This window comes from Brucella sp. NBRC 12953 (genome assembly GCF_040369775.1).
Taxonomy (GTDB): domain Bacteria; phylum Pseudomonadota; class Alphaproteobacteria; order Rhizobiales; family Rhizobiaceae; genus Brucella; species Brucella pseudogrignonensis.
This window is the reverse complement of the sequence record NZ_BAABSV010000001.1, coordinates 284,349-303,601: the sequence shown is the minus strand read 5'-3', so window position 1 is coordinate 303,601 and position 19,253 is coordinate 284,349. Positions and strand designations below refer to the sequence as shown.

Sequence of the window (19,253 nt, the reverse complement as noted above, 5' to 3'; positions counted from 1 at the left end):
TAACTGGAACCGCTGTAAACTAAGTAAAAAGGCCGGCGGAGAAAACTCTCGCCGGCCTTTCGATTTATCAATCATACTCTTTTCAATGATGCTCGTTCGCGTCAATCGCACTGTCGCCGATGGCAAAGAATAGGTTCTTTCCCGTCAGCTTTGAAAGCTGCTGTAAACGCCCTTCAGGGCGGTCAGAAATCAGATCGGCGATATCTCCCGGTACGACCAGTGCAATGCCGTTTTCTTCCTCACGCCAGTAAAGACGCGGGATTACGCCCGGCATAGATGCCGATAGCAGATAGATGACGCGAAGCAGCGCACCCAGAAGCTTTGCCCGCTCACGCAGGCGCGGTGAGGCAAGCTGCAGGATTTCCGGCGCAATTTCGTCTTCGACCAATCCTTCATGGCGATAGTAATTCGCAAGAGCCATGAAAGAACGGCCCGGATGATCGATACCGCCGAACGAACCATGCGCGATGATGTTCAACGCCTGCGAGCCCCGATAGTCGGGATGCGCACGCCAGCTGATATCAGCCACCAGACACGCCGCCTGACGATAGCGGCTCTCATCTTCAGTTTCATCGAAACCGAGAACGGGAAGCGAAAGCGTTGTCCATGTTGCGAGCTCGCGTGCATGACGCGGCGAACGCGAACGCAGGATTGCCAGCTCTTCTGCAGAAGACAAAAGCGGATCAAGCCGCTGTTCGTTCTTGGGCAGCAGCGAATACAAGTAACCTTCACGAACTCCCAGCGCCGAGAATACGATCTTGGAGGGTTTCATGCGCCGAATGGTTTCGAGCAGAACCGTAGCGCCATAAGCAAGAAGCTGGCGACGATTTTTGGATACTGCTTCGATGCCGCGCATCGTGTCGATATTGCCTCTGGCAACCCGCGTGAGAAAGCTTTTTGCTTCCACCGGGTCCATCTCATAGCCATGCATGACGTGCAGCGGGTAATGCTTGGCCGTCATATGCAGCTTGGCGAGATTTCGCCACGTACCACCCACAGCGTAGAAGACTTCTCCCTGATGCTCTTCAAGAAGTGTCGCGCGTGCAAGCTCGGTGCGGGTGATTTTGGCGGCTTCAGGCAGTTGTTCGTTCGACATGTCCTGCAAACGCAGGCCACCGAGCGGAAGGGTAATCCCCTCACCGACCTCATGGTCATTGACGCCAACCAGCTCCAAACTGCCGCCGCCAAGGTCGCCAGTTACGCCCTGCGGTTTGTAGAAACCGGAAATGATACCCAAAGCGGAGTAATAGGCTTCTTCCTTGCCCGACAACACTTCAATGTGCCGTCCAAGAATAGCCTCGGCCTGAGAAATGAAATCAGGACCGTTTTTCGCCTCGCGAGCTGCGGCTGTTGCCAGTGCATGAATGGAAATCGCACCCGCCTGTTCGGCCAGAACGCGAAAACGCTTCAATGCGCGCAGGGCGATATCGACGGATTTCTCATTGAGCTTTCCGGTCTTGGCCAATCCTTTGCCAAGACCGCAGAGAAGCTTTTCATTGAAAAGCACTGTCGGAGACCGGACAATGCCTTCGTAAACAACGACACGGATCGAGTTGGAACCAATATCGATTACCGCGACGGGCTTGAGGCCTTTCAACCGGCCTTGTGCTACTGCTGGACTCATGAAGTCGTGTTTCTTTCCGCCTGCGCACGTTTACGATGCGCAATCAGACGGGGGGCAGATGACTTCAGCGACTTTCCGCGACCCGACAAGCTTGGATTTGTCATGAAATATTCCTGCGCGTTGAAAGCTTCCTCTCCATCTTCTTTTTCTATCCGGCGAGAGGTGCCGTCCGCAAGTAGCTGATAGCTCTGCTGGTTATCAATTATGTTGGCAAACATGATTTGCGACAGGATTTGCTGATGCACGGTGGCATTGGTAATGGGCACCAGTGTCTCTACGCGACGGTCGAGATTGCGCGGCATCATATCGGCAGAACCGATATAGACGATTGCCTTGTCTGAAGGCAGATCATGCCCGTTTCCGAAGCAGAAAATGCGGCTATGCTCGAGAAAACGCCCAACAATCGACTTTGCGCGAATGTTGTCTGAGAGGCCAGGAACACCCGGTCTCAGACAGCAGATGCCACGCACGACGAGGTCCACATGCACGCCCGCCTGACCGGCCTTGTAAAGCGCGTCAATAATCTGTGGATCAACGAGCGAGTTCATCTTCATCCAGATGGCTGCAGGCTTATGAGCCTTCGCATTGGTGATCTCGTCATCAATATGCTTCAAGATTCGCGTGCGCAAGGTAAGCGGTGAAATCCCGATCTTCATTTCTTCAGCAGGCTGCGCATAGCCGGTGATGAAGTTGAAGATATGCGCCACATCGCGTGCGATATCGGCATCGGAAGTGAAGAATGAAAGGTCGGTGTAAATACGCGCTGTGATCGGGTGGTAGTTGCCAGTGCCAAGGTGAACATAGGAACGCAGCTTCTGGTCTTCACGGCGAACAACCAGCGACATCTTTGCGTGCGTCTTCAATTCGATAAAGCCGAAGACCACCTGAACGCCTGCGCGCTCCAGATCGCGGGCCCAGCGAATATTGGCTTCTTCGTCGAAGCGAGCCTTCAGCTCAACAAGGGCTGTGACCGACTTGCCAGCTTCTGCCGCATCGACGAGCGCACGCACGATCGGGCTGTCATTGGAGGTACGGTAAAGCGTCTGCTTGATTGCCAACACATCCGGATCAGCTGCGGCCTGACGCAGAAACTGCACCACCACATCAAATGATTCATATGGATGGTGGACCACAATGTCCTTTTCACGAATCGCGGCAAAGCAATCGCCGCCGTGCTCGCGAATGCGCTCAGGGAAACGCGGATTGTAAGACACAAATTTCAGGTCATCGCGCGGGATCGAAACGACTTCCGAAATCATGTTGAGCGCCAGAAGACCTTCGAGAACGCTTATGCGGTTTTCCGAGACACCCAGTTCGGTAGCAACGAAAACACGCAGCGCTTCGGGGATTTCAGCATCAAATTCGATGCGGATCACCTGACCGCGGCGACGACGCTTCAGAGCTGTTTCAAAAAGGCGGACCAGATCTTCCGCTTCTTCTTCGACCTCGATATCGCTGTCGCGAATGATGCGGAATGTACCGGCACCGCGCACCTCATAGCCCGGGAACAGACGACCGATAAACAGGCTGACTGCATCTTCAATGGTGATAAAACGGAACGCGTTCTGCTGCTCGGTCGGCAACTGGATGAAGCGCTTCAGGGCGACCGGAATGCGCAACAGCGCCGTCATCGGATGACCATCAAGACGACGCGCAAGCTGCAGCGCAATCGAGAAGCCTAGATTCGGAATAAACGGGAACGGGTGCGCAGGATCGATTGAAAGCGGCGTCAGAACCGGGAAAATTGTTTCCAGGAAGTGACCTTCCAGCCAATCTTTTTCGGTCTTCGACAAGGTCGATGCGCGTACGATCTCGATATTCTCTTTTTCAAGTTCTTCGCGCAGCGTACGCAGACGTTCCTGCTGGCCTTCCTGCAGGCGGCCCACTTCTTCCAGAACGAAATCAAGCTGCTCCTGCGGCGTGCGACCGTCGGCGCTGCGCATGGCAACACCTGCACGCACCTGTGCAGCAAGCCCTGCAATACGCACCATGAAAAATTCATCGAGGTTGGCTGCCGAAATCGACAGGAAGCGCAGACGCTCCAGCAGTGGCTGACGCGTATTGCCTGCTTCTTCGAGAACACGACGGTTAAACTGAAGCCAGGAAAACTCGCGATTGACGAAGCGTTCAGGGCTTTGCATCAGCTCTGCTGTCTTGTCAGTGTTCAAAGCTTCGTGAGCGTTTTGAACTTTGCTGGCATTCGGGGTTGCAGAATGGTCATTTGCCGCCTGATCTGCCACATGTGCGGTCAAATCGGCGGCCTGGGTTGCCACAACGCTGTTTTCGTTCATTTTTCCTGTCCCGGTTACTACCGGCAAATCCCGGCGCGACGATAAGCCTATGGCTGTCATATGACAGTTTGATAGCAAACCGCTTGAAATGTCCCCAGAATTGATGAAAACGCTTCCAGAAACAAGCCGTTCGCGGTAAACGCTTGAAAAATAGCCATCCCAATTTGAATGCCGCGATCCAAAAGCTCCGGAGCCTATTATGTCCGATCACATCATCCCACACTTCCAGAATGACGCTGGACACAATTCCATTGAAATCGGCGTGAAGGAATTCATGTGCGTCGGCGCAAACCCGCCTTTCGATCATCCACATGTCTTCCTCGACATGGGTGACGAAAGCGAAGTGGTTTGCCCATATTGCTCGACGCTCTATCGTTACAATCCGCAGCTTCACGCTGACGAGACTGTTCCTGCAGGCTGCGTTTACGAAGCACCTGCAGACAAAGCTGCCTGAACATAAATGGCGGTATTCGTGCCGCTGATATTATGAGCAGCTTGGTCAACGGACGCATATTGATTGCAGGGGCCGGTGTTGCCGGTCTCAGTGCAGCACTTGAATGTGCGGCACGCGGATGGACTGTCCAGCTGTTTGAAAAAGCGCAAGCCCTGTCGGAAGTCGGCGCGGGCTTGCAGCTGGCTCCCAATGCGATGCGCCACCTCCAGCGCCTTGGCGTGGCCGACTGCCTTTCCTCCCAAGCCGTTACGCCAGAAGCGCTTTATCTCATGGATGGGCGCAAGGCTCGCCCCCTGCTCGCCATGCAACTTGGCGACAAGGCATTCAAACGTTGGCATCATCCCTATGTCGTTTGCCATCGCGCTGATTTGCAAACAGCCCTGTTAGATGCCTGCCACGACAATCCAAATATCGAGATTAATCTCGGTGCTGAGATTATTGGCCATAAGGCAGATCAAAACGGCATCACCGCAACGGTTAGACGTGGCGGAGCAGATCAAGATATTGCTGCCAGCTATCTCATTGCCTGCGATGGCGTCTGGTCTGCACAACGCACCAAAGCGGGATATGAAAAGGCGCGTTTCAGCGGCCATATCGCGTGGCGTACAACACTTGCAGCGGATGCCCTGCCCGCAAGCTTCAAGGCAGCAATCCCAGAACAGAAATCCGTTTCTGCATGGCTTGGCAAGAAGGCGCATTTTATCGCCTATCCGGTAAAGGGCGGTGATTTCTTCAATTTCGTCGCCATTACGACGGGCGATAACCCCGGTGAGGTCTGGTCTAAGACGGGTGACAATGCGCGGCTGCAGTCAATCTATGCCGATTGGAGCGACCCGGTACGTGAAGTGCTGACTCTAGCCACCGAGTGGACCTACTGGCCGCTTTTTGAAATGGCCGATGCTCAGTTTGTCGGCCCGGACAGAACGATATTTCTCGGTGACGCCTCTCACGCTGTCACACCCTTTGCAGCGCAAGGGGCTGCCATGGCAATTGAAGATGCGGCAGCACTTGCCGAAGCATTGGATGACCAAGAGCCACAATCAGCGCTGAAGCGATTTGATTCTGTTCGCAAAGAACGGATTGCAGCAGTTGCCAAACGCGGCCAGCTAAACCGCTTTGCCTATCACGCGACAGGTGTGTTTGCGCTTGGACGCAACATGCTCTTTGCCATGCGCAGCCCAGATACTTTCCTGAAAGATCTGGACTGGCTTTATGGCTATGATGCGGTTGCAGCGGTAAGAAGTTAGCCTGCGTCGCGCGCGGCTTCCAGCGCGGCAATATCAATCTTGACCATCGTCATCATGGCATTTGCCACGCGCTGCCTGACCTCTGGCTCGCCGTTCTGTAGAATCTCGAGCAGGAACTCCGGCACAATCTGCCAAGCAAACCCATATTTGTCGGTCAGCCAGCTGCATTCCATCGCAGAGCCACCTTCCAGCAACCGGTTCCAGAACGCATCAAGCTCTGCCTGATCCTTGCATTTCAGAATAAGCGATGTTGCCGGGTTGAACTTGAATTGTGGACCACCGTTCAAGGCAGTCATCGCCTGTCCGTCCAGTGTAAAGTTTGCAGTGACGACATCGGTGCCGCCGGATTGGTGACCGTGCTGGAAGCGAATGAAGCCATCCAGAGAGGCTGGTTTTCCCAATTCCTTGAAGAGCGATACGTAATAATTGGCCGCCTCTTCAGCCTCGTTATCGAACCAGAGGCATACTGTTAAGCCAGACATGGATTGTTCCTCCCATATGTCTCAGCCCCCGACTTGTTGAGCATTTCCAGTTTGGTTGTATGGCTGGAAATGCTCGATCTGTTAGTTTCAAACGTTTCTCGCCCGAAAACCGTTTCATATTTTTCGGGATATGCGTGGATTATCCCATCGCTTTTGCGGCTGCTTCCATATCCATCCACATCAGCTCCCAGATGTGACCGTCGAGATCTTCGAAGCTGCGACCATACATGAAACCGTAATCCTGCTTGGGAGCCGGATCGGCGCGACCACCGGCCTTAGCTGCATTTTCAACCGTTGCATCCACATCCGCTTTGCTATCCGCCGAAAGACAGATCAAAACTTCACTTGTGGCATTGGCGTCGGAAATCTTTTTAGGCGTGAACTGGCTGAATTTCTCATGGCTGAGAATCATCGCATGGATCGTGTCGGAAAAGACCATGCAGGACGCCGTTTCGTCCGAAAACATCGGGTTCTTCGTTGCTCCGATTGCTTCATAGAAGCTGGTTGAGCGAGCGACGTCTTTTACGGGAAGGTTTACGAAAATCATTTTAGGCATGGCAATTCCTCCAATTGCGGGCATGAACTGCCCATTTTCATTTGGCTTGTCTTTACGGCAGCTTTTTTATCGCCTGCCCGATCCCCCGGGCGATAAAGTCGGCATTTTATGTGTTGTTTGAAACCGACTATCATAAGATTGCTTGAACATAATGACAGATAAGTTATAATTAGCAACTATGAAGTTAGAAAAAATAACCAATCGCGAAGCGCCAACAGCAAGACGCAGCTATGATGATGCTTGCGCAGCAGCACATGCCCTTGATTTGATTGGGGAACGCTGGGCCTTGCTTGTCATTCGCGAACTGATGTTCGGACCGAAGCGTTTCAGCGATTTACGATCAGACTTGCCAGGAATAAGCGCCAATGTTCTCACACAGCGGCTTGAAGGACTGGAAGAAGCAGGCATTTTACGGAAGTCGAAATTGCCGCCCCCCGCATCCGTGCAGGTCTATGAATTGACTGAATGGGGTTATGAAGCAGAACCGATCCTGCAAACACTTGGTCGCTGGGCTGCACGTTCGCCGAGCCATGATCCCAATTTGCCGATTTCGACCACGTCGTTCCTGCTATCACTACGAACGATGATCAGTCCCGAACGCTCGCAAGGCATGAATGCTGTGATTGGGCTTAAACTCGATGATGAAGATTTCACCGCGCACCTGCACAACGGCGGATTGGAAGTAACGCGCGGTAGAGCGGAGCAATATGATATCGCTTTTGAAAGTTCTCCCCGCATGATGGCTGCAGCAATCTATGGAGGACAGCCCTTAATCGCCCTTGAAGAGGCAAACCTGCTCACACTGAAAGGGGATCATGCTCTGGCAGAAAAATTCATCACACTGTTTCCACTTCCTGCAAAAGCACCGCTGCAAAAATGAATTAAGCAACCATATGGTTGCATATATGTAAAACTCGTGTAGATTGGCAACCATACAGTTGCCAATCAAGGAGAGTGCATATCATGACAACGACATCATCGACTGATCGTATTGAGAAGACCGTGAACCTTCGCGCCGGCATTGATCGGGTGTGGCGCGCGCTCACGGATCATGAGGAATTCGGCGAATGGTTCCGGGTCAAAATTGACGGACCATTTATTGTCGGCAGCGCATCGACTGGCCGCTTTACATTTGATGGATGCGGCGACACCAGATGGACGTCCTTCATCAAGGATATGAAAGCGCCGCATTATTTTTCCTTCACCTGGCATCCTTATGCTGTTGAAGCTGAAACAGATTATGCGAAAGAGCCGCAGACACTGGTAGAATTCAAACTTGAAGAAATCGAGTCGGGCACAAAACTCACGGTTATCGAAACAGGCTTTGATGCCCTGCCTGCGGAGCGTCAGCCAATCGCCCTTCGAATGAACACGGGTGGTTGGGAAGAGCAGATGCGAAATATCAAGGAATACCTCGAAAGCAAATGAACGAAGCCTCGCTCACGCAATCAGCAAACATGTCTGCCATTTTTGCAGCACTGGCCGACCCAACCCGGCTGGCCCTGATCGAAACATTGAGCGACGGTGAAAGCCGCTCAATTGTCACGCTTTCACAAAATGGCAGCATTAGCAGGCAGGGAATGACCAAGCATCTTTCTGTGCTTGAGCAAGCGGGATTGGTTGAGCGCGATAAGGTTGGGCGTGAAAGCCGTTTCAGGCTTTGCCCGACCCCGCTTGTCGATGCGAGGGCCTATCTCAGCACTGTCTCTGCACAATGGGATGATGCACTGCAGCGTTTGCGTCGTTTCGTCGAAGACTGATCAAAGTCGCCGATCGCAGGATTCGGAATGGTTTTAGAGCGCGTTTGGATTTGATTGAATTGGATCGGCGCCCAAAATATTTGTTTTGACGCGAATCTTGGTCCGAAAACCGTTTCACACTTTTCGGAATGCGCTCTAATGGTGAACAATACACCAGTCGCAAAGGCAAGCCAGAATGACAATCCAGTTTGAACAGACCTGCCCAATCTTCCGAATTTTCGATATCGAGAAAGCCAAAGATTTCTATATCGGTTTTCTGGGTTTCACACTTGATTGGGAACATCGCTTTGCCGACGGAATGCCGCTTTATATGCAGGTTTCCCGCGCTGGTCTGACCTTGCATCTGAGCGAACATCACGGTGATGGCAGTCCAGGCGCGAATATTTTCGTCCGTATGCAGGGTGTCGAAGAATTCCACAGGGAAGTTAATGCGCATGGCTATCGCTATATGCGGCCCGGCATCGAGGACGCGCCATGGGGCCGTGTCATGGCGGTGATTGATCCATTCGGCAATCGCATTCAGTTCTGCCAGGGACCGAATGACGAATAGCATTTCCAGCAAGCCTGCGAAGTGTCTCCGTAGATGAATCAGTTCGCCAGACTGATTTCTTTTCCTGCTGCGATGCGTCGGATAAGGCGTAAAACCAAACAGTTACAGCGGTTCCAACGATTCAGTCTTAACTGGAACCGCTGCAAAGAAAAACACCCGCCGGATCACTCTGGCGGGTGTTTTATATTTCGACTAATCGAATGATTAGTGCAGGATCTGGCTCAGGAACAGCTTGGTGCGTTCATGCTGCGGGTTGTCGAAGAACTCAGCTGGCGAATTCTGCTCAACGATCTGACCCTGATCCATAAAGATCACGCGGTTTGCTACCTGACGGGCAAAGCCCATTTCGTGCGTTACGCAGATCATCGTCATGCCTTCTGCAGCAAGGCTCACCATTGTATCCAGAACTTCCTTGACCATTTCCGGATCAAGCGCCGAGGTCGGCTCATCGAACAGCATGACCTTCGGGCTCATGCAGAGCGCGCGGGCAATTGCCACACGCTGCTGCTGACCGCCTGAAAGCTGGCCCGGATATTTGTTGGCCTGCTCTGGAATTTTCACGCGTGCCAGATAGTGCATCGCGATTTCTTCCGCCTGCTTCTTTGGCATTTTGCGAACCCAGATCGGTGCGAGTGTACAGTTCTCCAAAATGGTCAGATGCGGGAAGAGGTTGAAGTGCTGGAACACCATGCCGACTTCGCGGCGCACTTCGTCGATCTTCTTGAGATCATTGGTGAGCTCAATGCCATCAACAATGATCTGGCCCTTCTGGTGTTCTTCCAGACGATTGACGCAACGGATCATGGTTGACTTGCCGGAACCCGAAGGACCAGCAACGACGATGCGTTCGCCACGCATGACCTTCAAGTTGATGTCACGCAGAACGTGGAACTCGCCATACCACTTGTGCATGTTCTTGATCTCGATGGCCACATCGGTCTTCGAGACTTCCAGCTTTGAACGGTCGAGTTCGACACCGAGTTCGGATTGCGGGAGGGCGCTTTGTGCACTCATTTGTATTATTCCCTTGATTCTTATCGTTTATGACCCGTGTCGAGCCTTCGTTCCATGAATATAGAGTATCGCGACATGGCGAAACAGAAAATCCAGAAAACAAAGCCCGCAAAGATCAAACCTGTTGCAGGTGTCTGTGGAGAAGCCCAGTTCGCATCGGAGAAATTCTGACGGACAATGCCGAGCAGATCGAACATGCCGATGATGTAGACAAGGCTGGTGTCTTTAAAGAGGCCGATGAAGGTATTCACAATACCCGGAATCACCAGCTTGAGCGCCTGTGGCAACACGATGAGGTTCGTCTTCTGCCAGTAGCTGAGACCCAGTGCATCGGCACCTTCATACTGCCCACGCGGGATAGCCTGAAGGCCACCGCGCACCACTTCCGCCATATAAGCCGACGCGAAGAGTGCCACGCCGATAAGCGCACGCAACAGCTTGTCGAAGGTCACGCCCGGCGGCAAAAATAGTGGAAGCATCACGCTCGCCATGAACAACACTGTCACCAGCGGAACACCGCGAACCATTTCGATGAAGATAATACTGAAGGTCTTGATAACCGGCAGCTTTGAGCGTCGTCCGAGAGCCAGCACAACACCCAATGGCAATGATACTGCAATACCCACGAAGGACAGAACCAGCGTTACCAGCAGGCCGCCCCAAAGCGGTGTTTCCACGAATGGCAAGCTAAACCAGCCGCCGACCAGCAGGAAGAAGGCGATAATCGGGAACACGAAGAAAAAGAGGATCGCATTCAAGACTTTATGCGGCGCCCTTGGGATGAGAAGCGGCACGAGTAGCACCACGAACATCAGCGCAGTCAGATTGACACGCCAGCGTTCGGAGATCGGGTAACGTCCGTAAATGAACTGCTCGTATTTCGCATTTACAAAGGCCCAGCAGGCACCCGACCAGCCTTCTGGCTGAGTGCCGCCCTGTGCGATCGTCAGACAGGCTGTGCGGTCTGTTCCTGTCCAGGCTGCATTGATGAACAACCACTGGATGATCGGCGGAAGAAACCACGCCACAAGCAGCAGACCCAGAATGGTCATAGCTGCATCAACTGGTGTGGCAAAAAGATTGACCCGCAACCAATGCGAAAGCCCCTGCACAGAACGCGGAGGTGCTTCGCCTTCGACCATTTGCGGGCGGACATATTGGAGATTTGCGTTTTCCATTGTCATCTCTCCACCAGCGCCATCTTGGCATTGAACCAGTTCATCAGAACAGAAACGATCAAGCTGATACCGAGATAGATCACCATCCAGACAGCCACGACTTCAACAGCCTGACCGGTCTGATTAAGGATCGTACCGCCAACGGCGACCAGATCCGGATAGCCGATTGCGATGGCCAGCGAAGAGTTCTTGATCAGATTGAGATACTGACTGGAGAGCGGAGGAATGATGATGCGCAGCGCCTGCGGCACGATAATCAAACGCATCGTCTGACCTGGACGCAAGCCCACCGCATAAGACGCTTCGGTCTGGCCTTTATTGACACCCAGAACGCCTGCACGAACGGTTTCAGCGATGAAGGATGCTGTATAAAACGACAGGGCCAAAAGCAGCGCGAGAAATTCAGGCTTAACCTGCGCACCGCCTGTCAGATTGAAGGTTCCGAGTTTCGGAAAATCAAACGAGACAGGAAATCCGGTCACGATCAGCGCCAGTATCGGCAGGCCGATGATCAATGCTGCGGAAACGCGAACCGTATGAAACGGCTGGCCCGTCGCCATCTGCCGACGCTTCGCCCAGCGCGCAACGAAAAATGAAACGACGATGCCAAGCAACAAGGCAACCGGCAACAGCCACGCACCCTCACCCCATACGGGCGACGGCATGAAGAAACCGCGATTATTCAGGTAGCTGCCAAGCGGCAGAGAAAGACTTTCTCGCGCCTGCGGCAAAACGGAAAGCACGCCGAAATACCAGAAGAAGATAACCAGAAGCGGCGGGATGTTTCGGAAGATCTCGACATAAACCATGCAGATCTTGCGGATCAGCCAGTTGCGCGAGAGCCGCCCAATACCCACCAGAAAGCCGATGATCGACGCCAGAACAACACCAAGTCCAGCGACGTATAGCGTGTTCATCAGGCCAACCAGAATGGCCCGGCCATAGGTGGAATCGCTTGAATAGGAAATCAGCGTCTGACTGATATCGAAGCCAGCACGACCATTCAGGAATCCGAAGCCGGAAGCGATGTTGGCGCGTTGAAGATTGGTGATCGTGTTACCCACGATCCAGTAGATCAAGCCAATAACGGCAGCAAAAACCACGACCTGATAGAAGATGCCGCGAAGCCGCGGATCATAGAGGAGTGATGTGCCGCCGCCGCTTTGGCGTCGTTCGGTTGCAGAATAGGAAGCCATATGTTCCCTGTTTTCTTTCGGCCTTTCGCATCAGCTTTGAAAATAGCTGTGGCTCCCGACCCCCACCGGGAAAATCTTTTCAAAGCAGTTACGTATAAATGCCGAACCTTGCAGCCTTGCTCATAAGATACAAAGCGCGAGTTAAATTGCTTGGTACAGTCGTAAGACCTGTGTGCCGAACCCTGAATGCGCTGCGGATTCTGAGGTCAGCTGCAAAATCATACAGCCGACAAATCCGGCGGGTGCATTGCTGCCCCCGCCCGATATTTATCCAATAAAAGCGCGTTCCTTAGCGGATCGGCCTTAGCGGATCGGCATACCGTATTGCAGGCCGCCCTTGTTCCACTGCGCATTGATACCGCGAGCGATCTTGAGCGGGCTGTTGGCACCCAGATTGCGTTCGAAGAGTTCGCCGTAATTGCCGACGCCCTTAACGATATTCACAACCCAATCATTGGTGAGGCCGAGATCCGTACCGATCTTGGTATCCGCTTCCGAGCCGAGAAGACGCTTGATTTCCGGGTTATCGGAATTCTTCATCTCTTCGACATTGGCCTGAGTAATACCAAACTCTTCAGCATTCAGCAGCGCATAGTGAGTCCAGCGGATAACGTCTGCCCACTTGGAATCGCCCTGACGGACAGCTGGTCCGAGTGGTTCCTTGGAAATGATTTCCGGCAGAACAACGTGGTCATCCGGGTTTGCAAGCGTGAGGCGCGTCGAATAGAGGCCCGACTGGTCAGTCGTATAGGCATCACAACGGCCAGAATCATAAGCTGCGTTGGCTTCTTCGAGCTTTTCGAAGACCACCGGATTGTATTCCATCTTGTTGGCGCGGAAGTAGTCAGCCATGTTCAGCTCGGTCGTGGTGCCAGCCTGAACACAGATTGAAGCGCCGGAAAGCTGAAGTGCTGAGTTAATACCCGACAGCTTCTTCGAGTTAATCATGAATCCCTGACCGTCGTAGTAATTGACGCCAGGGAAATCGAGACCCAGCGACGTATCGCGGCTGATGGTCCATGTCGTGTTGCGGATGAGGACATCCACTTCGCCCGACTGCAATGCAGTAAAGCGCTCTTTAGCATTGAGAGGCGTGAACTTTACCTTCGTTGCATCGCCGAAAATCGCGGCAGCAACCGCACGGCAATAATCAACGTCAAAACCCGACCACTCGCCCTTGTCATTAGGCGATGCGAAGCCGAGCAAACCTGTGTTGACACCACACTGCAGGAACCCCTTAGCCTTTACATCCGAAAGTGTATCGGCTGATGCTCCCGAAGCTGCGCCAAACAACGCCGCTGCACCCAATACCCCTGTCAAAACAGTCTTTTTCATCTGGCCTGCAACCTTTTATGTTCCCTGGAGATCGTGGTGGACAAATGATCCATGCACGTCTCTGTTGCTTTATTTTTTGCATGAGGTTGAAGAACAGGCCACAAGACCTCCCCCACCCCTGCTTACGCAGATATCCCTCGCCCGGAGCCGTTATCGACCCTCTGTTGTTTTTATGGGCGGAGTGATGCCTGTCGCCTTCACAGCGCTATCGAAGGCGATATTTTGGTTTTGGTCAAGCTATTAACGTCGTGGAAAAAGCCGGTTTGCCTAAAAAATGGGTCATCAACATGCAGATTTTTACACGATTTCCCAATTTTAGGGTAAAGGCGTTCAGCTTGAAAAATCAGCCGAACCTAAAAAAGAAAATATTATAAAAATTCAATAATTACAAATCGTTATAGATAAAAAGAGGCGCTGAACATAGCGATCAGCACCTCAATTTTGCCCCATTCAGACCCGCGGCATCACCTGATCTTCATCTAGCGAAAAAATAATATTTCGCGTCGCCATATAGCGAGCCACCCACCATGTCGCGATAAAGCCAATTGTCAGTCCAGCCACGACATCCGTCGGATAATGAGCGCCGGCTGCCAGTCGGCTGATAACGAAAAGAACACAGACCGGAACCGTGAGAAACCGCCAGCGGGGCAAGAAAATCCACAGTGAAACCAGCATGATACCGGCCATCATGGAGTGTCCGGAGGGGAAACTTTCATAAGAATGTTCGCCCCGAAACGGAGCGAAATACGCGGAGCCCAATTCATCCAGCAAAAGCGGGCGCGCGCGTCCGATCAAGAGCTTTCCGATCTCCGTGGGAAAACTGCCGACAACGATTGAGGCAAGAACAAGAGTCGCCCAACTGTGAAAACGGACGAGCACTTGTTGTGAAGCTAAGCGAATGTTTGGTGAGAGCAAGAAAGCCGTGCTCAGCCAAACGATAATGCCGACGCCAAGCCAGACCAAAGTGCGAATCAAATCCGTAATGGTTCTAAGCACTTCCATGACAAAGAAGTCGCTGTTCATTGCAGCGCGAACAATCTGCGCATCCCAAATATGCAGAACAAGCAGAACAAAGGGCAGCAGAACTACAAGCGCCGTCATTTCAAGTGTCCAGCTTGATGGCGCACCCGGATAAGCCGGCCTGACAAGCGCCCTTACCAACTCCGAAGCGATGCGGATCGGATAAAGAATTGTGCTTGTGGCCTTACTCTCACTCATATCGGAATTACTCTTTCTCTGGTTTACATTATCACTGTTACAAAGCGCCATGTTGCATCCGCTTCATGTGCGTCTTATCCAATAAATTGGAGTATCCACCGGAGCGGACCAAAACCTGCACATGCAAGACTGAATCCGCCGGAAACAAGTTTGCAAAGCTCTCCAAATGAGAACTGGTGGCAAAGCATGCAACATGGCCTGGAGGCAATTTCGTGACTAACAAACAGGACAAGACAGAAAAGCTGGGCATAAACACACGGTTGGCCCATGATGGTTATGAACCGCGCGATTATTATGGCTTCGTCAATCCACCCGTCGTGCGCGCCTCTACCGTTCTTTTCCCGGATGCACAGACCATGGCGACGGGCGCGCAGAAATACACTTACGGAACGCGCGGCACTCCAACCAGTGAAGCACTTTGCAAGGCTATAGACGCTCTTGAAGGTTCCGCTGGCACTGTTTGCGTGCCTTCTGGTCTTGCTGCAGTCACTATCCCTCTGCTGGCTTTCCTGTCACCCGGCGACCATGTTTTGTTCGTCGATTCTATTTACAATCCAACCCGTCACTTTGCCGATACGATCCTCAAGCGTATGGGTATCGAGGTTGAATATTACGATCCGGAGATCGGTGCAGCCATTGCAAAGCTGATGCGCCCGAACACCAAGGTCGTCTTCACGGAGTCGCCAGCATCCAACACATTTGAGGTGCAGGATATCCCGGCAATCGTCGAAGAAGCGCATAAGGTCGGTGCGATTGTGATGATGGATAACACCTGGGCAACGCCGCTTTACTTCAAACCGCTCGATTTTGGCGTTGATATCAGCATCCATGCTTCAACGAAGTATCCATCCGGTCACGCCGATATTCTTTTCGGAACAATTTCGGCCAATGAAAAATGCTGGCCGCAGCTTCTGGAAACGCATGGCACGCTCGGCCTTTGTGCTGCACCTGACGATGCCTATCAGATCCTGCGCGGTTTGCGCACAATGGGTGTTCGTCTGGAACATCACCGCAAAAGTGCGCTTGAAGTCGCTCATTGGCTTGAAAGCCATCCAGCGGTTGATCGTGTGCTGCACCCGGCCCTTGAAAGCCATCCCGGCCATGAAATCTGGAAGCGCGACTTCAAAGGCTCGTCAGGCGTCTTCGCTTTCGTTCTGAAAAGCGGCGGACGGCAGGAAGCTCACGCATTTCTGAATGCGCTTGAGATTTTTGGGCTCGGTTATTCTTGGGGCGGCTACGAAAGCCTCGCCAATGAAGTTGGCATCAAGGATCGCATGGTTGCCAAGGGCGATTATCCGGGCCCAGTCATTCGCTTGCAGATCGGCCTTGAAGATGTACCTGACCTGATTGCCGATCTCGAAAAAGGCTTTGCAGCAATCTGAATTGCCTTATCTCGTGCTCGTCTCCTCGGAATAGACACATAAAATAGCAAAGCGGCTCTTGATGGTATCGGGAGCCGCTTTGTTTTTACATAGTATTTTAGTTATATATAAATAAAAATTTAGGGTGAAATTAGCTCATTCTTTTGCTTCCATCGAGTGTTGGAATATTTATACTTATGAACTATCGAAAATAAATATCGGCTTGGGTCAGTGTCTTCTTGGAATTCAATTAAGCATCCGCTTCACCTTTTTACGCAGAGTCTGCTCGCGCTCTTTTTACTAGCTCTATCAGCGATTCCGACTGTCGCTCAGGACACAGCTCTGCGTCAGGTGAAAGTCGGTGTTTATGTCAGTGAGCCTTTTGTCAGCAAACAGGGTGACATCTACACCGGCATGGCTATCGATCTGTGGAGCAGTATAAGCACACGTCTAGGGCTTGCGTCTCAATTCGTCGAATATCCGAACTATAATGCGCTGGTGAAGGCCGTTTCTCAGAGCGAAGTCGATGCGGCTGTAACCAACATTACAATCACTGAAAAACGTGCGGAAGTGGTTGATTTTACTCATCCTTGGTTTGATGCAGGCCTTCGGATCATGGTTCACACCCAAGCGGGAAATGGCTGGGAAGATCTGATTGGTGACCTGGAAGATGCAGGCCATCTTGCCACCTACGCCTGGATTGGCATCGTCATTCTGGTTGCCACAGTTTTGCTTACGCTCTTTGATCGCCGGTTTGACCAGAATTTCCCACGTCGTTGGCTTGAGGGCCTGGCCGAAAGCTTCTATCACGTTGTTTCGCTTGCCACTTCCGGCAAAAGCTCACGCAAGAATCTCTTCGGTTGGGCGGGACGTATATGGCAGGCATTCTGGCTGGTTTTTGGTATTGCCGTGGTTGCTTACGTAACATCTTCCGTAACCAGCGTAATGACCGTTGCCCATATCTCCAATAACATCAACAACTTGGCTGACCTTCAGAGCAAGACGGTTGGTGTGCGCACGGGTAGTATTGCAGAGCAGACAATGGCAGCGCGCTCCATCTCAACTGTAGGTTTCGACCACCTTCCCGAAGCTGTAACCGCACTGACCAATGACGAAATCTCGGCAATCGTTGGCGATAGTCCTGTGCTTGAATATTATGTACACCAAAATGTCGATGCGCCGATCGAGATCGTGGGCAACACCTTCAGCCCTGATAAATATGGCTTCGCCTTCCCGCGCCATAGTGATCTGGTTAAGCCCGCTTCGATTGCGATCATCAGCCTTCAGGAAAGCGAAGAGCTGGCTGCGCTGAAAACCAAATATTTCGGAAGGGACGAATAGTTGGAAAATGCAGAAGCGTCCGAATGGTCGCTTTTGTTTTCATAGATTGAAAGTTGATATTTAAAATCAACATTCATGGCCCTGCGGCTGCTTTTCGGTACTTATCCATTTCACATGCCCCTGAAATACGGTAGGAAGCCAACCAGATAAGTCTATTTTGTCTTCAGGTGCCGAAAGCACCCAAAGGAAATGCCATGATGAACTGGGTTTTCGTGTTGCAAGGTGTAATCGCTATTGGTCTGGCAGGACTGGCCATTGCCGTCATTCTGCGTCACCGTCGCTAAAATACACGCATAAGCAGAACCATTGGGAACTTCTTGCCCGGTAAATTCGTTTACCGTGCATATAAATCCAGGGAGAAGACCCATGAAACTCACTCTTAAAGCCGCCATGATTGCGCTGGGTGTTTTTTCTGCGGGTGCTGCGCAAGCCGCTAACGCGATTGTAACAACCAATCTTAATGTACGCACAGGTCCGGGAACGGGTTATGCCGCGCTCGGCAGCATTCCGAATAGAGCGCCTGTCAATGTGCATGGTTGCACCTCGGGTTATGGCTGGTGCCAGATTAGCTATGGCGGATTGTCCGGCTGGGCATCATCCCGCTACCTCGCCATGCGTGAAGGCTCTAGCGGCGGTTACTCAGACGATTTCGGTCGTAATGCCGCTCTGATCGGCATTCCATTGATCGCTGGTGTCGCGATTGGCGCTGCCCTCAACGACCGAAACGACCGCTGGGACCGTCGCCATTATGACCGCCGTCATTGGGACCGTGGTCGCCATTGGGATCGCGGCCGTGGATGGGACAGAGGCCGCCACTGGGACCGTGGTGGAAGAAATTGGGATCGCTCGCGTGATCGTGGTCCGCGATTTTTCCCACGAAGCCGCTCCGGCGATGGACCCCATGGCCAGTAAGACAAACAATTTCGAATTGAGAAACGCCGCAAAATTTGCGGCGTTTTTGTTATTGTACCAGGTAAAACCTAATTGCTACCTCCCAGCGCGAGGCGGCAGGCAGGCGCTGCGAACACAGTCGCCAGCAGATATTGTGGCAGCTTTCGCATAGAGTACCGTGCTTTAATGCGATTGCGAACATGCGTACTCAAAAGAATAACGCTTCCATTCACAATCAAACCAATGCCGTTGAGCACGGTTGCCAAAACCAACATTTGTAAGATGAGGGAGCCAGCCTCAGGCTTCACAAACTGGGGAAATAACGCCAGCACAAAGAGCACCATCTTCGGATTAAGCAAATTGGTAAAAAGCCCCTCACCGAACATCCGCTTCAAAGAAAAACGCCTAAGGCTCGCCACGGGTGAAAAGACAGTGCCATCTGAGCGAATGGTCTTCCAGGCAAGATAAAGGAGGTAGATGCAGCCTGCCCAGCGCACAATTTCATAGGCTACGGGTAAAACCAAAAAGAGCTGCGAAAGACCAAGGGCTGCCGCAACTGCGTGGCAATATGTGCCCACGGCAATACCACCATAGGTGAGAAAACCTGCAGCCCGTCCTTGGCTAATACTGCGGGAGGCAATGAGAAGCATATCTGGCCCTGGCGTAGCAGTGAGCACGACGCAAGCAGTGGCAAAAAGCATAAGTGTGGAGAGATCCGGCATATCGTATTCCTTCGAGTTACCGGAATTCCCGTT

General features: G+C 52.3%; 19 protein-coding genes. 9 read left to right on the top strand and 10 right to left on the bottom strand.

Translation table 11 applies throughout. The features are described 5' to 3' along the window. Positions 1 to 82: 82 nt before the first annotated feature. Together ppx and ABWV94_RS01530 are read right to left on the bottom strand one after the other, a co-directional pair. Positions 83 to 1,624: an exopolyphosphatase gene (ppx, locus tag ABWV94_RS01535; protein ID WP_353412515.1), complete on the bottom strand. Its 1,542-nt coding sequence runs from the start codon at positions 1,622 to 1,624 to the stop codon at positions 83 to 85. Continuing rightward, the gene (locus tag ABWV94_RS01530; protein ID WP_502905150.1) at positions 1,621 to 3,864 is read right to left on the bottom strand and encodes an RNA degradosome polyphosphate kinase; all 2,244 of its coding nucleotides are present in this window, start codon (positions 3,862 to 3,864) and stop codon (positions 1,621 to 1,623) included. Before ABWV94_RS01530 ends, ppx begins: the two co-directional genes overlap by 4 nt. Positions 3,865 to 4,114: 250 nt before the next feature. Between ABWV94_RS01530 and ABWV94_RS01525 the strand changes: the two genes are divergently transcribed. Beyond that, positions 4,115 to 4,369, top strand: a complete 255-nt coding sequence (locus tag ABWV94_RS01525) for a zinc-finger domain-containing protein (RefSeq protein WP_007874421.1) — start codon at positions 4,115 to 4,117, stop codon at positions 4,367 to 4,369. Between the two features lie 41 nt (positions 4,370 to 4,410). Next, positions 4,411 to 5,616, top strand: a complete 1,206-nt coding sequence (locus ABWV94_RS01520; RefSeq protein WP_353412637.1) for an FAD-binding protein — start codon at positions 4,411 to 4,413, stop codon at positions 5,614 to 5,616. Here ABWV94_RS01520 and ABWV94_RS01515 read toward each other — a convergent pair. After that, positions 5,613 to 6,098: a VOC family protein gene (locus ABWV94_RS01515; RefSeq protein WP_353412511.1), complete on the bottom strand. Its 486-nt coding sequence runs from the start codon at positions 6,096 to 6,098 to the stop codon at positions 5,613 to 5,615. The genes ABWV94_RS01520 and ABWV94_RS01515 overlap by 4 nt on opposite strands. Positions 6,099 to 6,237: 139 nt before the next feature. Continuing rightward, on the bottom strand, positions 6,238 to 6,654 hold the full coding sequence (locus tag ABWV94_RS01510; RefSeq protein ID WP_007874416.1) for a VOC family protein: 417 nt from the start codon (positions 6,652 to 6,654) through the stop codon (positions 6,238 to 6,240). Between the two features lie 178 nt (positions 6,655 to 6,832). Here ABWV94_RS01510 and ABWV94_RS01505 point away from each other — a divergent pair, with 178 nt between their 5' ends. From ABWV94_RS01505 to ABWV94_RS01490, 4 genes are all read left to right on the top strand, one after another. Further along, a complete protein-coding gene (locus ABWV94_RS01505; RefSeq protein ID WP_113500156.1) occupies positions 6,833 to 7,534 on the top strand; it encodes a winged helix-turn-helix transcriptional regulator in 702 nt (233 codons plus the stop codon). Positions 7,535 to 7,617: 83 nt separating this feature from the next. Beyond that, positions 7,618 to 8,082, top strand: coding sequence for an SRPBCC family protein (locus tag ABWV94_RS01500; protein ID WP_064320426.1), 465 nt, complete (start codon positions 7,618 to 7,620; stop codon positions 8,080 to 8,082). After that, positions 8,079 to 8,414, top strand: coding sequence for an ArsR/SmtB family transcription factor (locus tag ABWV94_RS01495; protein WP_113500154.1), 336 nt, complete (start codon positions 8,079 to 8,081; stop codon positions 8,412 to 8,414). The genes ABWV94_RS01500 and ABWV94_RS01495 overlap by 4 nt, the downstream gene beginning before the upstream one ends. Before the next feature lie 175 nt (positions 8,415 to 8,589). Further along, positions 8,590 to 8,964, top strand: a complete 375-nt coding sequence (locus ABWV94_RS01490) for a glyoxalase superfamily protein (protein ID WP_112812358.1) — start codon at positions 8,590 to 8,592, stop codon at positions 8,962 to 8,964. Between the two features lie 204 nt (positions 8,965 to 9,168). On the opposite strand, the gene ABWV94_RS01485 is transcribed toward ABWV94_RS01490, so the two are convergent. The 5 genes from ABWV94_RS01485 to lpxE form a co-directional block, all read right to left on the bottom strand. Then, entirely contained in the window at positions 9,169 to 9,978 is an 810-nt protein-coding gene (locus ABWV94_RS01485) for an amino acid ABC transporter ATP-binding protein (protein WP_007874402.1), read from the bottom strand. 20 nt (positions 9,979 to 9,998) lie between these two features. Further along, positions 9,999 to 11,156 carry an amino acid ABC transporter permease gene (locus ABWV94_RS01480; protein WP_113159090.1) on the bottom strand — a complete coding sequence of 386 codons (1,158 nt, stop codon included), beginning with the start codon at positions 11,154 to 11,156 and terminating at the stop codon, positions 9,999 to 10,001. 2 nt (positions 11,157 to 11,158) lie between these two features. Continuing rightward, positions 11,159 to 12,352, bottom strand: coding sequence for an amino acid ABC transporter permease (locus tag ABWV94_RS01475; protein WP_064320423.1), 1,194 nt, complete (start codon positions 12,350 to 12,352; stop codon positions 11,159 to 11,161). A 303-nt stretch (positions 12,353 to 12,655) separates the two neighbouring features. Continuing rightward, positions 12,656 to 13,687: an amino acid ABC transporter substrate-binding protein gene (locus ABWV94_RS01470; RefSeq protein ID WP_007874396.1), complete on the bottom strand. Its 1,032-nt coding sequence runs from the start codon at positions 13,685 to 13,687 to the stop codon at positions 12,656 to 12,658. 450 nt (positions 13,688 to 14,137) lie between these two features. Beyond that, positions 14,138 to 14,905 (bottom strand): lipid A 1-phosphatase LpxE, encoded by a 768-nt coding sequence (gene lpxE, locus ABWV94_RS01465; protein WP_064320422.1) that lies wholly within the window; start codon positions 14,903 to 14,905, stop codon positions 14,138 to 14,140. Positions 14,906 to 15,117: 212 nt separating this feature from the next. Here lpxE and ABWV94_RS01460 point away from each other — a divergent pair, with 212 nt between their 5' ends. The 3 genes from ABWV94_RS01460 to ABWV94_RS01450 all read left to right on the top strand — a co-directional run bounded on the left by ABWV94_RS01460 (position 15,118) and on the right by ABWV94_RS01450 (position 18,519). Further along, positions 15,118 to 16,287, top strand: coding sequence for a cystathionine beta-lyase (locus ABWV94_RS01460; RefSeq protein ID WP_064322390.1), 1,170 nt, complete (start codon positions 15,118 to 15,120; stop codon positions 16,285 to 16,287). A gap of 330 nt (positions 16,288 to 16,617) precedes the next feature. Beyond that, positions 16,618 to 17,607 carry a transporter substrate-binding domain-containing protein gene (locus tag ABWV94_RS01455; RefSeq protein WP_247645072.1) on the top strand — a complete coding sequence of 330 codons (990 nt, stop codon included), beginning with the start codon at positions 16,618 to 16,620 and terminating at the stop codon, positions 17,605 to 17,607. Between the two features lie 366 nt (positions 17,608 to 17,973). Then, a complete protein-coding gene (locus tag ABWV94_RS01450) occupies positions 17,974 to 18,519 on the top strand; it encodes an SH3 domain-containing protein (RefSeq protein ID WP_007874392.1) in 546 nt (181 codons plus the stop codon). A gap of 68 nt (positions 18,520 to 18,587) precedes the next feature. On the opposite strand, the gene ABWV94_RS01445 is transcribed toward ABWV94_RS01450, so the two are convergent. Next, entirely contained in the window at positions 18,588 to 19,220 is a 633-nt protein-coding gene (locus ABWV94_RS01445; protein WP_353412503.1) for a LysE family translocator, read from the bottom strand. Positions 19,221 to 19,253 lie beyond the last annotated feature (33 nt).